Origin of the sequence: Ramlibacter lithotrophicus (genome assembly GCF_012184415.1) — a bacterium.
Classification (GTDB): Bacteria; Pseudomonadota; Gammaproteobacteria; order Burkholderiales; family Burkholderiaceae_C; genus Ramlibacter; species Ramlibacter lithotrophicus.
Genome location: NZ_VTOX01000003.1, coordinates 192,214 through 205,467, shown reverse-complemented (window position 1 = coordinate 205,467; position 13,254 = coordinate 192,214). Strand labels below are relative to the sequence as shown.

13 protein-coding genes and 1 pseudogene are annotated in these 13,254 nt (G+C 69.7%); 3 read left to right on the top strand and 11 right to left on the bottom strand.

Going from position 1 to position 13,254, the window contains the following annotated elements; genetic code table 11:
• Window positions 1–14: 14 nt before the first annotated feature.
• The 10 genes and pseudogenes from RAMLITH_RS10870 to RAMLITH_RS10825 all read right to left on the bottom strand — a co-directional run bounded on the left by RAMLITH_RS10870 (window position 15) and on the right by RAMLITH_RS10825 (window position 9,947).
• Window positions 15–437: a cobalamin-dependent protein gene (locus RAMLITH_RS10870; protein ID WP_168107422.1), complete on the bottom strand. Its 423-nt coding sequence runs from the start codon at window positions 435–437 to the stop codon at window positions 15–17.
• A 43-nt stretch (window positions 438–480) separates the two neighbouring features.
• Window positions 481–1,068 carry a TetR/AcrR family transcriptional regulator gene (locus RAMLITH_RS10865; protein WP_168107421.1) on the bottom strand — a complete coding sequence of 196 codons (588 nt, stop codon included), beginning with the start codon at window positions 1,066–1,068 and terminating at the stop codon, window positions 481–483.
• A 112-nt stretch (window positions 1,069–1,180) separates the two neighbouring features.
• The gene (locus RAMLITH_RS10860) at window positions 1,181–2,344 is read right to left on the bottom strand and encodes an acyl-CoA dehydrogenase family protein (RefSeq protein ID WP_168107420.1); all 1,164 of its coding nucleotides are present in this window, start codon (window positions 2,342–2,344) and stop codon (window positions 1,181–1,183) included.
• Between the two features lie 10 nt (window positions 2,345–2,354).
• Window positions 2,355–3,254 carry an SDR family NAD(P)-dependent oxidoreductase gene (locus RAMLITH_RS10855; RefSeq protein ID WP_168107419.1) on the bottom strand — a complete coding sequence of 300 codons (900 nt, stop codon included), beginning with the start codon at window positions 3,252–3,254 and terminating at the stop codon, window positions 2,355–2,357.
• Entirely contained in the window at window positions 3,251–5,083 is a 1,833-nt protein-coding gene (locus RAMLITH_RS10850; protein ID WP_168107418.1) for an AMP-binding protein, read from the bottom strand. Before RAMLITH_RS10850 ends, RAMLITH_RS10855 begins: the two co-directional genes overlap by 4 nt.
• Window positions 5,080–5,946 (bottom strand): ABC transporter ATP-binding protein, encoded by an 867-nt coding sequence (locus tag RAMLITH_RS10845; RefSeq protein WP_238344133.1) that lies wholly within the window; start codon window positions 5,944–5,946, stop codon window positions 5,080–5,082. The genes RAMLITH_RS10850 and RAMLITH_RS10845 overlap by 4 nt, the downstream gene beginning before the upstream one ends.
• Window positions 5,943–7,163 carry an ABC transporter substrate-binding protein gene (locus tag RAMLITH_RS10840; RefSeq protein WP_168107417.1) on the bottom strand — a complete coding sequence of 407 codons (1,221 nt, stop codon included), beginning with the start codon at window positions 7,161–7,163 and terminating at the stop codon, window positions 5,943–5,945. Before RAMLITH_RS10840 ends, RAMLITH_RS10845 begins: the two co-directional genes overlap by 4 nt.
• A gap of 32 nt (window positions 7,164–7,195) precedes the next feature.
• A pseudogene (locus tag RAMLITH_RS10835) lies at window positions 7,196–8,235 on the bottom strand (branched-chain amino acid ABC transporter permease).
• Between the two features lie 9 nt (window positions 8,236–8,244).
• Complete coding sequence (locus tag RAMLITH_RS10830) at window positions 8,245–9,135, bottom strand: branched-chain amino acid ABC transporter permease (RefSeq protein WP_168107416.1); 891 nt, start codon at window positions 9,133–9,135, stop codon at window positions 8,245–8,247.
• Entirely contained in the window at window positions 9,132–9,947 is an 816-nt protein-coding gene (locus RAMLITH_RS10825; RefSeq protein WP_168107415.1) for an ABC transporter ATP-binding protein, read from the bottom strand. The genes RAMLITH_RS10830 and RAMLITH_RS10825 overlap by 4 nt, the downstream gene beginning before the upstream one ends.
• Window positions 9,948–10,061: 114 nt before the next feature.
• Here RAMLITH_RS10825 and RAMLITH_RS10820 point away from each other — a divergent pair, with 114 nt between their 5' ends.
• Window positions 10,062–11,252, top strand: coding sequence for a thiolase family protein (locus RAMLITH_RS10820; protein ID WP_168107414.1), 1,191 nt, complete (start codon window positions 10,062–10,064; stop codon window positions 11,250–11,252).
• A 13-nt stretch (window positions 11,253–11,265) separates the two neighbouring features.
• Here the strand turns inward: RAMLITH_RS10820 and RAMLITH_RS10815 are convergent, their stop codons facing one another.
• The gene (locus RAMLITH_RS10815) at window positions 11,266–12,378 is read right to left on the bottom strand and encodes an AI-2E family transporter (RefSeq protein ID WP_168107413.1); all 1,113 of its coding nucleotides are present in this window, start codon (window positions 12,376–12,378) and stop codon (window positions 11,266–11,268) included.
• A 145-nt stretch (window positions 12,379–12,523) separates the two neighbouring features.
• On the opposite strand from RAMLITH_RS10815, the gene RAMLITH_RS10810 reads away from it, so the two are divergent.
• The gene (locus RAMLITH_RS10810; protein WP_168107412.1) at window positions 12,524–12,886 is read left to right on the top strand and encodes a TfoX/Sxy family protein; all 363 of its coding nucleotides are present in this window, start codon (window positions 12,524–12,526) and stop codon (window positions 12,884–12,886) included.
• Window positions 12,883–13,251 carry a hypothetical protein gene (locus RAMLITH_RS10805; RefSeq protein WP_168107411.1) on the top strand — a complete coding sequence of 123 codons (369 nt, stop codon included), beginning with the start codon at window positions 12,883–12,885 and terminating at the stop codon, window positions 13,249–13,251. The genes RAMLITH_RS10810 and RAMLITH_RS10805 overlap by 4 nt, the downstream gene beginning before the upstream one ends.
• Window positions 13,252–13,254: the final 3 nt, after the last annotated feature.

The following is a 13,254-nucleotide window of genomic DNA, read 5'->3' as shown; positions in this document are numbered from 1 at the left end:
GCGGCGGGAGGGTTTCAGGCGGCGACGCGCCGTGCGCGCACGTCGGCGGCGAGGACGCGGACGAAGGCGGCGATGTCGGCCATCGCGCTGCCCGGATGGAAGACGCGGGCGACGCCGGCGTCGAGCAGGGACTGCTCCTCGTCGTCGGGAACGATGCCGCCAACCACCACGGCGACGTCCCCGAGCCCCGCTTCGCGCAGCGCCGCCATGAGCTTCGGCACGATCAGGTGGTCGGTGGCCAGGGACGAGATGCCGATCACGTCCACGTCCTCCTCCATCGCCAGCTTGACGACGGTGGCAATCTCCTGCCACGGCGGCGTGTAGATGACCTCCATGCCGGCGTCGCGCAGGCCGGCGGCCACGACGCGGCTGCCGCGGTCGTGACCGTCGAAGCCGAGCTTGGTGACCAGCACCTTGGGAATCAACTTGTCGTTCACGCGGGGACCTCCTGAAGCCTGTTGCGTTGCGGTGGCGCGGGCGTCATGCCGCCACCTCCTGGCCCTGGCGCAGCAGGGCGATGAACTTGCGCGCGATCGCGCGTGGGTTGAAACGGCCGCCGGGGCGATACCAGGTCTGCGACCAGTTCATGGCGCCCATCAGCATCAGCCGCAGGACGCGCCGGTCGGTGCCGCGCGCGAGCGGCAGGTCCCTGATCAGTCCGGCGAACAGGTCTTCGTAGGTGTTGCGCAGCTCGATCAGGCTCTCATGCGCCACCGGCACGTCGGCCGGCCGCACCCTCACCACCACCTGCGCATAGTCGTCGTCGTGCAGGATCGCCTCCAGGTGCGCGACGCAGGCCGCCTCGAGCCGTTCCCAGGGGTCCAGGGCGCCAGCCGCCGCCGACTGCACGGCCTCGATGATCTGCTGCACTCCCTTGACGTAGACGGCGACCAGCAGCGCCTCCTTGGTCTCGAAATGGCAGTAGAGCGAGCCCGGCAGCATGCCGACGGCCTTGGCGATCTCGCGCACCGAGGTGCCCTCGAATCCTCGCGTGCGAAAGAGCCGGGCGGCCTCGTCCAGGACCTTGGGGAGCCGGCTGTCGGCGTGGGGGTTGCGGACGGTGCTCATGGGCTGGTGCTTCCTGGGCGCAGTATACCAAACAGTCGTTTGCTTGCTGCGGCGGAAGCGGACCTCCGTACGGGTGTCCGGTTGCGCGTCTCTGCGTGCCGATGTCCCTGTTTCACCGCTCCTGGAACAGCGCCCGCGCCACGATCTCCTTCATGATCTCCGTCGTGCCGCCGTAGATGCGCTGCACCCGCGCGTCGGCCCAGGCGCGGGCGATCGGGTACTCGCGCATGTAGCCGTAGCCGCCGAACAGCTGGAGGCAGTTGTCGATCACGCCGAACTGCATCTCGGTGCACCAGAACTTCGCCGCCGATGCGGTCGCCGTGTCGAGACGGCCCTCCAGGTGGCGGGCCATGCAGCTGTCCAGGAAGGCGCGGGCGGCCTGCACGTTGGCGTGCGCCTCGGCCAGCCGGTGCCGCACCGCCTGCTTCGCCGAGAGCGGGGCGCCGAACGCCGAGCGCTCGAGCACGTACTGCCGCGTCCACTCGACGGCCGCCTCCATGGCGCCGACGGCGGTGATGGCCACCAGCAGCCGCTCCTGCGGCAGCTCGTTCATCATGATCCGGAATCCCTGCCCTTCGGCGCCCAGCAGGTTCCCGGCGGGCACGCGCACGTCGCTGAAGAACAGCTCGGACGTGTCCTGCGCATGCATGCCCAGTTTTTCGAGCCGGCGGCCGCGGGCGAAGCCGGGCCGGTCGGCGGTCACCAGCAACAGGCTGACCCCGTGCGCGCCGCGTTCGGGATCCGTCTTGGCGGCGAGCAGCACCAGGTCCGCGATCTGGCCATTGGAGATGAAGATCTTCTGGCCGTCGATGCGCCATGCGCCGCCGTCGCGCCGGGCCTGGGTGCGGATCGCGGCCAGGTCGCTGCCGGCGCCTGGCTCGGTCATGCCGATGGCCGTGATGACTTCGCCGCGCGCCATGGCGGGCAGCCATTCGCGCTTCTGCTCCCCGGTCCCGTGGTGCAGCAGGTAAGGCGCGACGATGTCCGAATGCAGGTAGAACAGCGGGCCGGTCGCGCCGGCGCGGGCCATCTCCGCGGTCACGATCGCGCTGTAGCTGAAGTCGGCGCCGGCGCCGCCGAACTCCTCGGGCATGGTCAGGCACAGCAGGCCCAGTTCGCCGGCCCGGCGCCACAGCGCGCGCGGCACCTGGCCGTCGTGCTCCCACTGGGCGTGGTGCGGCGTGATCTCCTCGGCGATGAACCGCCGCACCGTATCGCGGAACTCGCGGTGTTCGGCGCTGGCCGCGTACGCCGGATCGGGATAGAGCGGTTTCATCGCCGCGGCCTCACCGCGGCGCGAACGCCGCCACCAGCGCGTCGCCGGCGCTGTCGTACGGCTTTGCCTGCGACATGTCGGCGATCTCGCCCCAGTGCGCTGCCACGAACTCGGGTGTCGCCTGCCCGGCCGGCGCGTGCACGCCGCGGCCTTCGATCATCTGCACCAGAGAGAAGTACCCGGCGCCGGCAGACAGGATCTGCCCGGTGAATTGGCACGCCTCGGACGCCAGGAAGGCCACGCCCGCCGCCACCCGCTCCGGCACCGCTTCGGACAGCATCCGGGCGAACGGGAGGTCCTCCGTCATGCGCGTCAGCGCCACCGGTGCGACGGTGTTGACGCGGATGCCGAACTTCGCGCCTTCGTGCTTCAAGGTGTTCATCAGGCCGACGATCCCCAGCTTGGCCGCGCCGTAGTTGCTCTGGCCGAAGTTGCCGTACAGGCCGGCCGCCGAGGTGGTCATCACGATGCGCCCGTATTGCTGCTGCGCCATGACCGGCCAGGCCGCTTGCGAGCACCAGGCCGAGCCGAGCAGGTGGACCCGCACCACCGCCTCGAAGTCGGCTGGCTCCATCTTCGCCAGCGTCTTGTCGCGCAGGATGCCGGCGTTGTTGATCAGGACGTCGACCCGGCCGAACGCCTGCACCGCCGCGTCGACCAGCTGCTGCGCGCCTTCCCGCGTCGCCACGTCGTCGCCGTTGGCGATCGCCTGGCCGCCCAGGGCCTCGATCTCCTGAACCACCCGCTGCGCCGCGGTGAGGCTGCCGCCGGCGCCTCTCACGCTGCCGCCGAGGTCGTTCACCACCACCCGCGCGCCGCGCGAGGCGAGCAGGAGCGCATGGGCCCGGCCAAGGCCGCCTCCAGCGCCGGTGACCACTGCCACGCGGCCTTCGAAACCGATCGTCGTCATGCGGTTTGCCTCGCAGTCTTTCCGTAGAGTGCCTCGATGGTGTCCGCGTACTTCTCGTAGATGCTCTTGCGCTTGACCTTCATCGTGGCGGTGACCTCCCCGTCGTCGTGGTCGAGTTCCTTGGCGAGCAGGCTGAACTGCCGCACGTGCTGCACCTGCGGCATCCTGGCGTTGACCCGGTCCACTTCCGCCTGCAGCAGTTCGCGCACGCGCGGGTGCTCCGCCAGGCTGCGGAAGTTGGTGTACGCGAGCTGGTGCTCCTCGGCCCAGGTGCTGACGGTCTCGAAGTCGATCTGCAGCAGCGCCGACACGAACGGCCGCCGGTCGGCGATGACGATCGCCTCCCTGATGTACGGGCTGAACTTCAACGCGTTCTCGATCTCGCTGGGCGTGATGTTCTTGCCGCCGGCGGTGATCATGATGTCCTTCTTGCGGTCGACGATGCGGATCTCGTCGCCCACCGCGGCCGCGACGTCGCCCGTGTGCAGCCAGCCGTCGCCGTCGATCGCCTCGCGCGTGGCGGCCTCGTTGCGGTAATACCCCTTGAACACGGACGCGCCCCGCACCAGCAGCTCTCCGTCCTCCGCGATCCGCACCTCGACGCCGGGCACGGGCGCGCCCACCGTGCCGACCGGCGAGTCCGGCCCGCGCTGGAGCGTCACGAGCCCGGCCGTCTCCGTCATCCCGTAGCCCTCGCGGATCGGCACCCCCAGCGCGCGGAAGAAGTGCAGCATCTCGGTCGCGATCGGCGCCGCGCCGGAGACGGCGATGCGGCAGCGCCGCAGCCCGATGAAGTTGTTCAGCGCGCGCAGGATCAGCAGGTACCAGAAGGCATGCACGAGGCGCTGGCGCACGGACCAGCGCTCGCGCGGCAGGTCCGTCCACGGGCCGACGGTGGCAATGGCCTGCTCGTAGAGGCGGCGCCGCAGTCCGCCGGCCTCGCGGATCTTGATCTCGATCGACGAGTGCAGTTTTTCCCAGATGCGCGGCACGGCCAGGAACAGGGTCGGCGCGATCTCGCGCAGGTCGCCCTGTACCGTGCGCAGGCTCTCGGCGAAGGCCACCACCGCGCCCGAGCGCAGCGGCAGGTCCACGGTGTAGATCTGCTCGGCCACGTGGCACAGCGGCAGGTACGACAGCGTGGTGTCAGCCGGGGTGCAGCGGTAGATCGCGTCGGCGCCGGCCGCCATCGCCGCGGAATTGCCGTAACTGAGCATCGCCGCCTTGGGCCGGCCGGTGGAGCCGCTGGTGAAGATCATCAGACCGATGTCGTCCATGGTCTGCGCTGCCAGGCGACGCTCCACCAGGTCCGGCTGCTCCTGCTCGAAGGCGGCGCCGAGCGCCTGGACGTGCTCGAAGGAAAGGAGGTTCTCCACTTCGTAGTGGCGCAGGCCGCGCGGGTCGACCACGATCACGTGCGTGAGCCTGGGCAGCCGCTCGCGCACCTCCAGCACCTTGTCCACCTGCTCCTGGTCCTCGCAGACGACCATCACCGCGTCGGCGGCGTCCAGCAGGTATTCGATTTCCGGCGCCGGCGACGTCGGGTAGACGCCTACCGTCACGGCGCCGACCAGGCCGCACCCGAGTTGCGTGTAGACCCATTCCTTGCGGTTCTCGCAGATGATGGCGCAGTGGCCTCCCTGCGGCAGTCCGAGCTTGGCCAGCCCCAGGCCGAAATCGCGCGCCTGCTGCTCGTACTGCGCCCAGGTGACCGACTCCCAGATGCCGTAGTCCTTCTGGCGCAACGCGACTTCTCCGCGCCGCACCCGGGCCCAGTAGCGCAGCTGCTGCGGCAGGGTGAGCCGCGTCACGTCGGCCGGCGAGTTCACGACAACCACCTCTTGCGCCGCTTGTAGTGCTTCACGTGGCGGAAGCTCGCGAGTTCCGATTCGCCGTCGCCGTATCCGAGGTAGAAGCGCTGCACGTCGGCGTCGTTCACCAGCCGGCTGCAGGGGCCGTCGATCACGACCCGGCCGCTTTCCATGATGTAGCCGTAGTGCGCGATGCCGAAGGCGGCCATCGCGTTCTGTTCCACCAGCAGCATGGCCACGCCCTGTTCGCGGTTGATGCGCTCGATGATCCTGAAGATGTCCTCCACCACGATCGGCGCCAGGCCCAGCGAGGGCTCGTCCAGCAGCATCAGTTGCGGCTGTCCCAGCAGCGCCCGCCCGATCGCCAGCATCTGCTGCTCGCCGCCGGACAGGTAACCTGCCTTCTGCGCGCGGCGCTCCCGCAGCCGCGGGAAATACTCGTAGATCAGCCCGGGGTCGGGCTTCAGGCCGCGCCCCTTCAGCGCGTAGCCGGCGGCCACCAGGTTCTCGTCCACGGTGAGGTCCTCGAACACGTGTCGGCCCTCCCGCACGTGCGCGATGCCGCGCCGCGCCAGCAGGTGCGGCGCCACGTGGTCGATGCGCTCGCCGAGGTAGCGGATGGCGCCGGAGCGCACCTGGCCGATCTCGAGCGGCAGCAGCCCGGAAATCGCCTTGAGGGTGGTGGTCTTGCCGGCGCCGTTGCTGCCCAGCAGGGCGACGATCCGGCCCTTGGGCACCGCCAGCGAGAGGCCGCGCAGCACCTGCACCGAGTGGTGATAGACCACCTCGATGTTCTCCACGGCCAGCGCCGGCTCGCCGCCGGGCGCCCCGGGCGCGCCCGGAGCGCCGCCGGCGGGTTCGGCCTCGTCCGCCATCCTCATGCGGTGCGGATCCAGCCGCTGGCCGGCTCCATCAGCTTGCTGCCGGGGTTGTACTGGTACACCCGTCCCGACGGGATCTGGTGCCCTTTCAGCGACGCCAGCAGCCCGGTGATGCCGCCGGTGTCCCAGTCGTGGATGCTCTCCAGCGCCGCCTTCATGTTGGGGCCGGTGAGCGGCTTCTTGCCCTTCAGGCAGCGCTCGATCACCTCCGAGAAGATCATCCCGACCAGCCAGCCGTGGGTGTGGAACAAGGTGACGTAGTTGGTGCCGGGACGGGCCTTCTTGATGTAGTCGACCATCGTCTGCATGGTCGGCGCGCCTTCGGTGTCGTAGCTGTAGCGGTAAGGCATCACGCCCATCCAGCCCTGCGCCGCGGCGCCCATGGCGTCCACGGTGGTCTTGTCCATGCTCCAGATCGTGCCCATCGGTGTCGTGCTCATGCCGGATTCGCGCATCTGCTTGATGAACTCCGGGATCGGCGCCAGCACGTAGCCGTGGAAGATCACGTAGTCGGGCTTGGCCCGGCGCAGCTTGGCTACTTCGCCCGAGACGTCCACCGCGCCGGGCTTGGTGACGATCTCCTGCACCAGCGGGATCCCCAGCTTCTGGGCCCGGGCCTTGATGCCGGGGATCGGGTCGCGGCCGAATTCGGTGTCGCTGTAGACGATGGCCACGGCCGGCTTGGTGGCCCCGCGCGAGGTGCGGCTGATGTATTCCAGCAGGATCTCGCCCATGGCGGTGTAGGTCGGCCCCGCCATGAAGTAGTACGGAGCGGTCTTCGCATCGGCCAGGTCGGACGAGAAGCTGGGGCTGCTGGTCAGCGTGGTGCCGAGCTGGCTCACTTCCTTGGACGCGGCCTTGGCCCAGGCGGTGGAGTCGCCGTAGAAGACCGGCGGGTTGTGCGCGCCCATGATCTTCTTGAACACGCTCATCGCCTGGTCCATCTTGTAGCCGGAGTCCTCGCCGATGTAGCGCAGCTTGCGGCCCATGATCCCGCCCTTGGTGTTGCGCCACTCGCAGTAGTCGTTCAGGCCCTGGTGCAGGCCCACGCCGGCGAATGCGAACACGCCGGTGATGGGCGGGGCGGCGCCGACGACGATGTCGCCGTTCTGCGCGATGGCGGGCAGCAGCGGAAAGGCCGAAAGCCCCGCCGCGCCGGCGCCGGCGGCCAGCAGGCGCCGGCGGTCGCGTTGCATCCGTTGGTCGATCTGGGTCATGGTTGTCTCCTTGGTTGGAAAAGACCGGGGCTTCAGGTGCGGAACGGCCACAGGTGGAAGAAGCGGCGCACGCGGCGCCAGATCACCGCGAGGCCGTGCGGCTCGTAGACGAGGAAGCCGATGATCAGGAGGCCGAACACCACCTGCTGGATCGGGCTCAGGATCTCGGTGGCGCGCGGCGACCACTGCGCGGCCACCGAGACCAGGAAGCGCAGCGCCTCCGGCACCAGCGTCATGAAGACGGCGCCGAAGATCGTGCCGACCAGGCTGCCGAGCCCGCCGACGATGATCACGGCCAGGTAGAAGATCGACAGCTGCAGGCTGAAGTACTCCGGCGTCATCGCCCGGTAGAAATAACCCAGCAGGGCACCGGCCACGCCCGCGTAGAACGAACCGATGGCAAAGGCCGCCAGCTTGTAGTGCAGCAGGTTGATGCCCAGCACCTCGGCGGAGATGTCCTTGTCGCGGATGGCGATGAAGGCGCGGCCGACCCGGGTGCGGAACAGGTTGCGCGCCAGCACCAGCAGCAGCGCCGCCAGCGGCACGATCAGGTAGTACATGCGGGTGTCGTTCAGCAAATCGAACCCGAACAGACTGGCATTGGGAACGTTCACGCCGCGCACGCCGCCGGTCACCGAGTCCCATTCGCGGAACACGTACTCCAGCAGGAACTGCATCGCCAGCGTCGCCACCGCCAGGTACAGCCCCTTGATGCGCAGGCTGGGCAGGCCGGCGACCGCGCCGAGCAGCGCGGCCATCGCGCCGGCGGCCGGGATGGTCAGCCAGAACGGAACGCCGCGTTGCGCGAGCCATGCGGCCGTGTAGCAGCCCACCCCCATGAAGGCCGCGTGTCCCAGCGAGATCAGGCCGCTGAAGCCGGTCATCACGTTGAGACCCGAGGCGGCGATCAGGTGGATGCACAGGATGCAGGCCAGCCCCACGACGTAGTTGTTGACGAGGAACGGCAACACCAGCAGGAGCAGGGCCAGCGCCGCCAGCCACCGGCGCTGCACCGGCGTGTCCAGATCGCCTCGTCGTGCTCGTAGCTCGCGCGGTAGTCGCCTATGCGCATGTCACCATCTCACAGTCTCTCGATCTGGCGGGTGCCGAACAGCCCGTAAGGCCGCACCAGCAGGATGACCAGCACCGTCGCGTAAGGCACGATGTCGCGCACCTTGCCCCCCAGGTAGCCTGCGGTGAGGCTCTCGATCATCCCGACGATGAGGCCGGCGACGATGGCGCCGGGAATGCTGTCCAGGCCGCCGAGAATGATGATGGCGAGCACGCCGAGGGCCGCGCTGCCGACGGCCGGCGACAGGCTGGTGGTGGATGCCACGATGATCCCGGCGAGGGCCCCGACCACCCCGGCAAAGATCCACGTCAGGCGCTGCGTGGCGCGCACGTCGATGCCCAGCACGTACGCGGTCGTCGGGTCGCTGGCCGCGGCCCGCATCGACACGCCCGTGCGCGAGAAGCGGAAGTACAGGACGAAGCCGGCAATCACCGCCATCGCCATCAGGAAGCTCCACAGCGTCTTGCCCGGGATCAGCACGTCGCCCAGGATGATCGGCGCGCGCGGCAGCAGCGAGGGCAGTTCGTAGTTCCGTCCGCCCCAGACCGCGTCGACCGCGCCATGGATGGCGCTGGCCAGTCCGATAGTGGCCATGAGCACCGAGATGACCGGTTGGCCCGCGAGCGGCCGCAGCACGCCGCGCTCGATGACCGCCGCCGCTACGGCGACCGCGGCGAACGACAGGACCAGGGCCACGGCCAGCGGCAGGCCCCACATCACGTTGGCCGTGTAGAAGAAGTAGGCGCCCAGCATCATGAACTCGCCCATCGCGAAGTTGATGACGCCGGTGCCCTTGTAGATGAGCACGAAGCCCAGGGCGATCATCGCCAGGAGCCCGCCCGAGAGCAGGCCGACGATGCTGAATTCCGCCAGGGCCGCCCAGTCGAAGCCTGGGTTCATGCGGCCACCTTGCGCGCGGCCTGTTCGCCGAGGTAGGCGCGCACCACCTCGGGATGCGAGCGCACCTGCGCGGGCGTCCCCTCGGCGATCACCTGCCCGAAATTGAGCACCACCACGTGGTTGGAGATGTCCATCACCAGCCCCATGTCGTGCTCGATCAGCAGCACGCTGATGCCGCGCTCCTCCTGGATGTCGAGGATGAAGCGCGCCATGTCCTCGGTCTCCTCCCGGTTCATGCCGGCCACCGGCTCGTCGATCATCAGCAGCCTGGGCCGCATCGCGAGGGCCCGGGCCAGCTCGACCCGCTTCTGCAGCCCGTAGGAGAGGGCGGCCACCGGCAGGTGGCGGATGTGGTCGATCTCCAGGAAGTCGATCACCTCGCGCTCGATCTCGCGGCGCAGCGCCATCTCCTCGCGGCGGGCCGAGCCGAAGTACTTCATGGCGGTGAGCGGGTTGGCCGAGAGCCGCGTGTGGCCGCCCAGCTTGATGTTGTCGAGCACCGTCATGCCGCGAAACAGCGCCACGTTCTGGAAGGTGCGCGCCAGGCCCAGCGCCGCGCGCCGGTGCGGCCGCTCCCGGCTGATGTCCGTGCCTTCGAGCAGCACGCGGCCGCGCTGCGGCCGGTAGAAGCCGGAAACGGCGTTGAACAGGCTGGTCTTGCCGGCACCGTTCGGGCCGATGACGGCGGTGATCTCGCCGCGCTGCGCGCGCAGCGAAACGCCGGACAGCACGTGGATGCCGCCGAACGTCAGGTGCGCGCCTTCGACCTCGAGCAGCGGCGGCCCGGCGGTGGCGGCGGAGAGCGTCGGCATCTGTTAAGGCAAACAGGCGTTTGGTAAGATCGATCCACGATAGCACGCCCGGCGCCGTGGCGACAAGCGAGTTTGCGAGTGCCGCGAGTGGGTGGAAACCAGGAGAGCGAGTCCATGGCCTTCGATCAGATCGTGCTGCTGGGCGGCGTGCGCACCGCGTTCGGCGACTTCGGCAAATCCCTGCGCGACGTGCCGCTCTCGGCGCTCGGCGCGCACGTGGCGCGGGCGTCGCTGCAGCGCAGTTCCATCGCGCCGCCCGACGTCGACCACCTGGTGTTCGGGCTGGTCGGCGTGGTGGACCACGACGGGCCCTTCATCAGCCGCAAGGTGGCGCTGGACGCCGGCCTTCCGGTGGAAAGCAGCGCGCTGACGGTGACGCGCGCGTGCGGCTCCGGCACCCAGGCGATCGTGAGCGCCGCGGAGCAGATCGCGACCGGCCACAGCCGCATCGCGCTGGCCGCCGGCGGCGAGAATTTCAGCCGCGTGCCGTACGTGTCGCGGCACCTGCGCTACGGTGCCGGACGCGGACCGGTGGAAATGGAGGACGGCCTGGACGCCATCTACCGCTGCCCGTTCAGCAAGGCATTGATGGGCGACACGGCGGAAGCCCTCGCGGAGCGCTTCGGCTACCAGCGACCGGCGATGGACGACTGGGGCTTCATGAGCCAGCAGCGGGCGAAGGCGGCGATGGAATCGGGGTTCCTGGCGCGCCAGATCGAGCCGATCGAGGTGCCGGACGGCCGGCAGGGTAGCCGCAGCTTCGCCATCGACGAATTCCCGCGGCCCAACGTCACCCGGGAGAAGCTCGCGGCGCTCAAGCCCGCGTTCAAGGCGAACGGGACGGTGACGGCCGGCAGCAGCAGCGGCGTCACCGACGGCGCCGCGTGCCTGGTCGTGGCGCACCAGAAGGCGCTGCCGGGCGGCGTCTGGCCGCAGGCGCGGCTGGTCGACTACGCGGTGGCCGGCGTGCCGCCCGAGATCATGGGCGCCGGGCCGGTGCCGGCGATCGCCAAGCTGCTGCAGCGCAACGACCTGGAAGTGGCGGACATCGATTACTTCGAGATCAACGAGGCCTTCGCGGTCGTGAACCTGCACGCGGAGAAGGAACTCGGGATCGCCCGGGATCGCACCAACCTGTACGGCGGGGGGATCAGCATCGGCCATCCGCCCGGCGCCACCGGAATCAGGATGACGATCACCGCCATGCAGCACCTGGCCGACACGGCCGGCCGCTACGGCGTCGTCAGCATGTGCCTGGGCAGCGGGATGGGGATGGCGGTGCTGGTCGAGAACCTGCAGCGGTAACCGCCACGGGGCGTCAGCCGGGGCTGCCGCCTTCGTCCGCCGGCCGCCCCACCGCCTGCTGCTCCTGCCGCGCCCGGGCGAAGATGTCCCAGGTCACGAGGAACATCGCGGCGATCACCGGGCCGATCACGAAGCCGTTCAGGCCGAAGACCGTGAGGCCGCCCAGGGTGGCGATCAGCACCAGGTAGTCGGGCATGCGGGTGTCGCGCCCGACCAGGATCGGCCGCAGCACGTTGTCGACCAGCCCGATCACCAGCACGCCCCACAGCGTGAGCCCCAGCGCCGGCAGGATGGACCCTGTGGTCGCCAGGTAGATCGCCACCGGAGCCCACACCATCGCCGCGCCCACGGCGGGCAACAGCGAAAGCAGGGCCATCACCGCGCCCCACAACAGCGGACCGGCGATCCCGAGCGCCCAGAACGCCAGCCCGCCCAAGGTGCCTTGCACCAGCGCGACCACCACGTTGCCCTTGACGGTGGCGCGCACGACGGTGGCGAACTGCCCGAGCAGGCGCGTGGTGTGCCCCTGTTTCAACGGCATCGCCCGGGCAGCCGCGGCGGCCAGTTCCTTGCCGTCGCGCAGCAGGAAGAACAGCAGGTACAGCATCACGAAGAAGCTGACCAGGAATTCCAGCGTGTTCTGGCCGATGCTGAAGACGCGCGAGGTGATGGTCTGGCCGCTGCGGCCGAGAACTTCGACGACCTTGGCCTGCAGCAGCGAGAGGTCGCCGAGGCCGAAGCGGTCGAGCAGGCCGCGCGCCCAGAGGGGCAAGGCCTCGACGCCGCGCTGGAAATACTGTCCGACCTGGATCTGCCCGGAACGCACGCGTTCGACGAACGCTGCCGCCTCCTGCGTGATCGCGGCGGTGAGCAGCGCCGTGGGCAGCAGGACGCTCACCACGATCACGATGAGCGTGCCGAAGGCGGCCCAGCCGCGGCGGCCCCGGCAGACGTCGACCGAGCGCTCCTGCAGCGACGAGAACACGATCGCGAGGAACACCGCCCAGGAGACCGCTCCGCTGTAGGGCCACAGGATCACGCAGAACAGCACCGTGACGATCACGAGCAGCCAGATCAGGGCCTTGCCTTGCAGTGCGGGCGAATTGAGCGGTTCGGGTTCGGTCATGGCTGTGGCGGCGAGCGTATCACCGCGGGGGCGCGTCAGGTCGGCCGTGCCTCGGCCGCTCGCGTCCACAGGGTTCATCCCATGGGTGCGGCGCGCGGGGCGGCGCCTAATCGGCGGTACCGGCTGCCTCCCGAAGGAGTCCCTCATGGCCACCCACCAGGATTTCGTCGAGTACGTCCGTTCCCAGTCCGGCCTGGGCGACGCCATCTCCTGCCGCCGGATGTTCGGCGAGTACGCCATCTACGTCGAAGGCAAGGTGGTGGCGCTCGCCTGCGACGACCAGTTGTTCCTCAAGCCCACCGCGCACGGCCGCAGTCTGCTGCGCACACCGGTCGAGCGCCCGCCGTTCCCCGGCGCGAAGGACTACTTCCGCATCGACGAGGCGCTCGACGACCGCGAGATGCTGCGGCGGCTGCTGCTGGCGACCGCCGAGGCGCTGCCCGAGCCCCGGCCGAAGAAGCCCAGGGCCGTGGGAGCGCGCGGCGCGACCACGGCGCAGGGTCGATGAGCGAGCGCGCTGTCGCGCCCCGCCCCCTGGCAGGCAAGGTGGCGCGCGCGTTGCACGTCGTGGCGGCGCTCCTCGCCGCGCATGGCCTGCTGCTGTGGCTGGTCGACACCCTGCACGACCGGCTCCCGGCTCCGCCCGACGCGATCGGCCCGGTGCTGTTCTGGCTGCTGGCGGTGCCCGCGCTGGTGCTCACGCGCCCCTTCATTCCGTTGTTCTGGAAGCTGGGACTGATGAATGCGCCGGGCTGGTTCGCCTGGCCGAAGGCGCTGGGCGTGGCGCTGGCATACGGGTCCTGGATCGCCGCGCTGCTGGCCGTGGCGTGGCTGGTCCGGCTGGCCGGGCGGCCACCGGACGCCGAACGTTGACCG

Bases quoted from the DNA above. Each gene is read 5' to 3' on its own strand.
- RAMLITH_RS10865 (WP_168107421.1), bottom strand. From the start codon at position 1,068: ATGAGCACCGTCCGCAACCCCCACGCCGACAGCCGGCTCCCCAAGGTC.
- RAMLITH_RS10860 (WP_168107420.1), bottom strand. From the start codon at position 2,344: ATGAAACCGCTCTATCCCGATCCGGCGTACGCGGCCAGCGCCGAACAC.
- RAMLITH_RS10855 (WP_168107419.1), bottom strand. From the start codon at position 3,254: ATGACGACGATCGGTTTCGAAGGCCGCGTGGCAGTGGTCACCGGCGCT.
- RAMLITH_RS10845 (WP_238344133.1), bottom strand. From the start codon at position 5,946: ATGAGGATGGCGGACGAGGCCGAACCCGCCGGCGGCGCTCCGGGCGCG.
- RAMLITH_RS10840 (WP_168107417.1), bottom strand. From the start codon at position 7,163: ATGACCCAGATCGACCAACGGATGCAACGCGACCGCCGGCGCCTGCTG.
- RAMLITH_RS10830 (WP_168107416.1), bottom strand. From the start codon at position 9,135: ATGAACCCAGGCTTCGACTGGGCGGCCCTGGCGGAATTCAGCATCGTC.
- RAMLITH_RS10825 (WP_168107415.1), bottom strand. From the start codon at position 9,947: ATGCCGACGCTCTCCGCCGCCACCGCCGGGCCGCCGCTGCTCGAGGTC.
- RAMLITH_RS10820 (WP_168107414.1), top strand. From the start codon at position 10,062: ATGGCCTTCGATCAGATCGTGCTGCTGGGCGGCGTGCGCACCGCGTTC.
- RAMLITH_RS10815 (WP_168107413.1), bottom strand. From the start codon at position 12,378: ATGACCGAACCCGAACCGCTCAATTCGCCCGCACTGCAAGGCAAGGCC.
- RAMLITH_RS10810 (WP_168107412.1), top strand. From the start codon at position 12,524: ATGGCCACCCACCAGGATTTCGTCGAGTACGTCCGTTCCCAGTCCGGC.
- RAMLITH_RS10805 (WP_168107411.1), top strand. From the start codon at position 12,883: ATGAGCGAGCGCGCTGTCGCGCCCCGCCCCCTGGCAGGCAAGGTGGCG.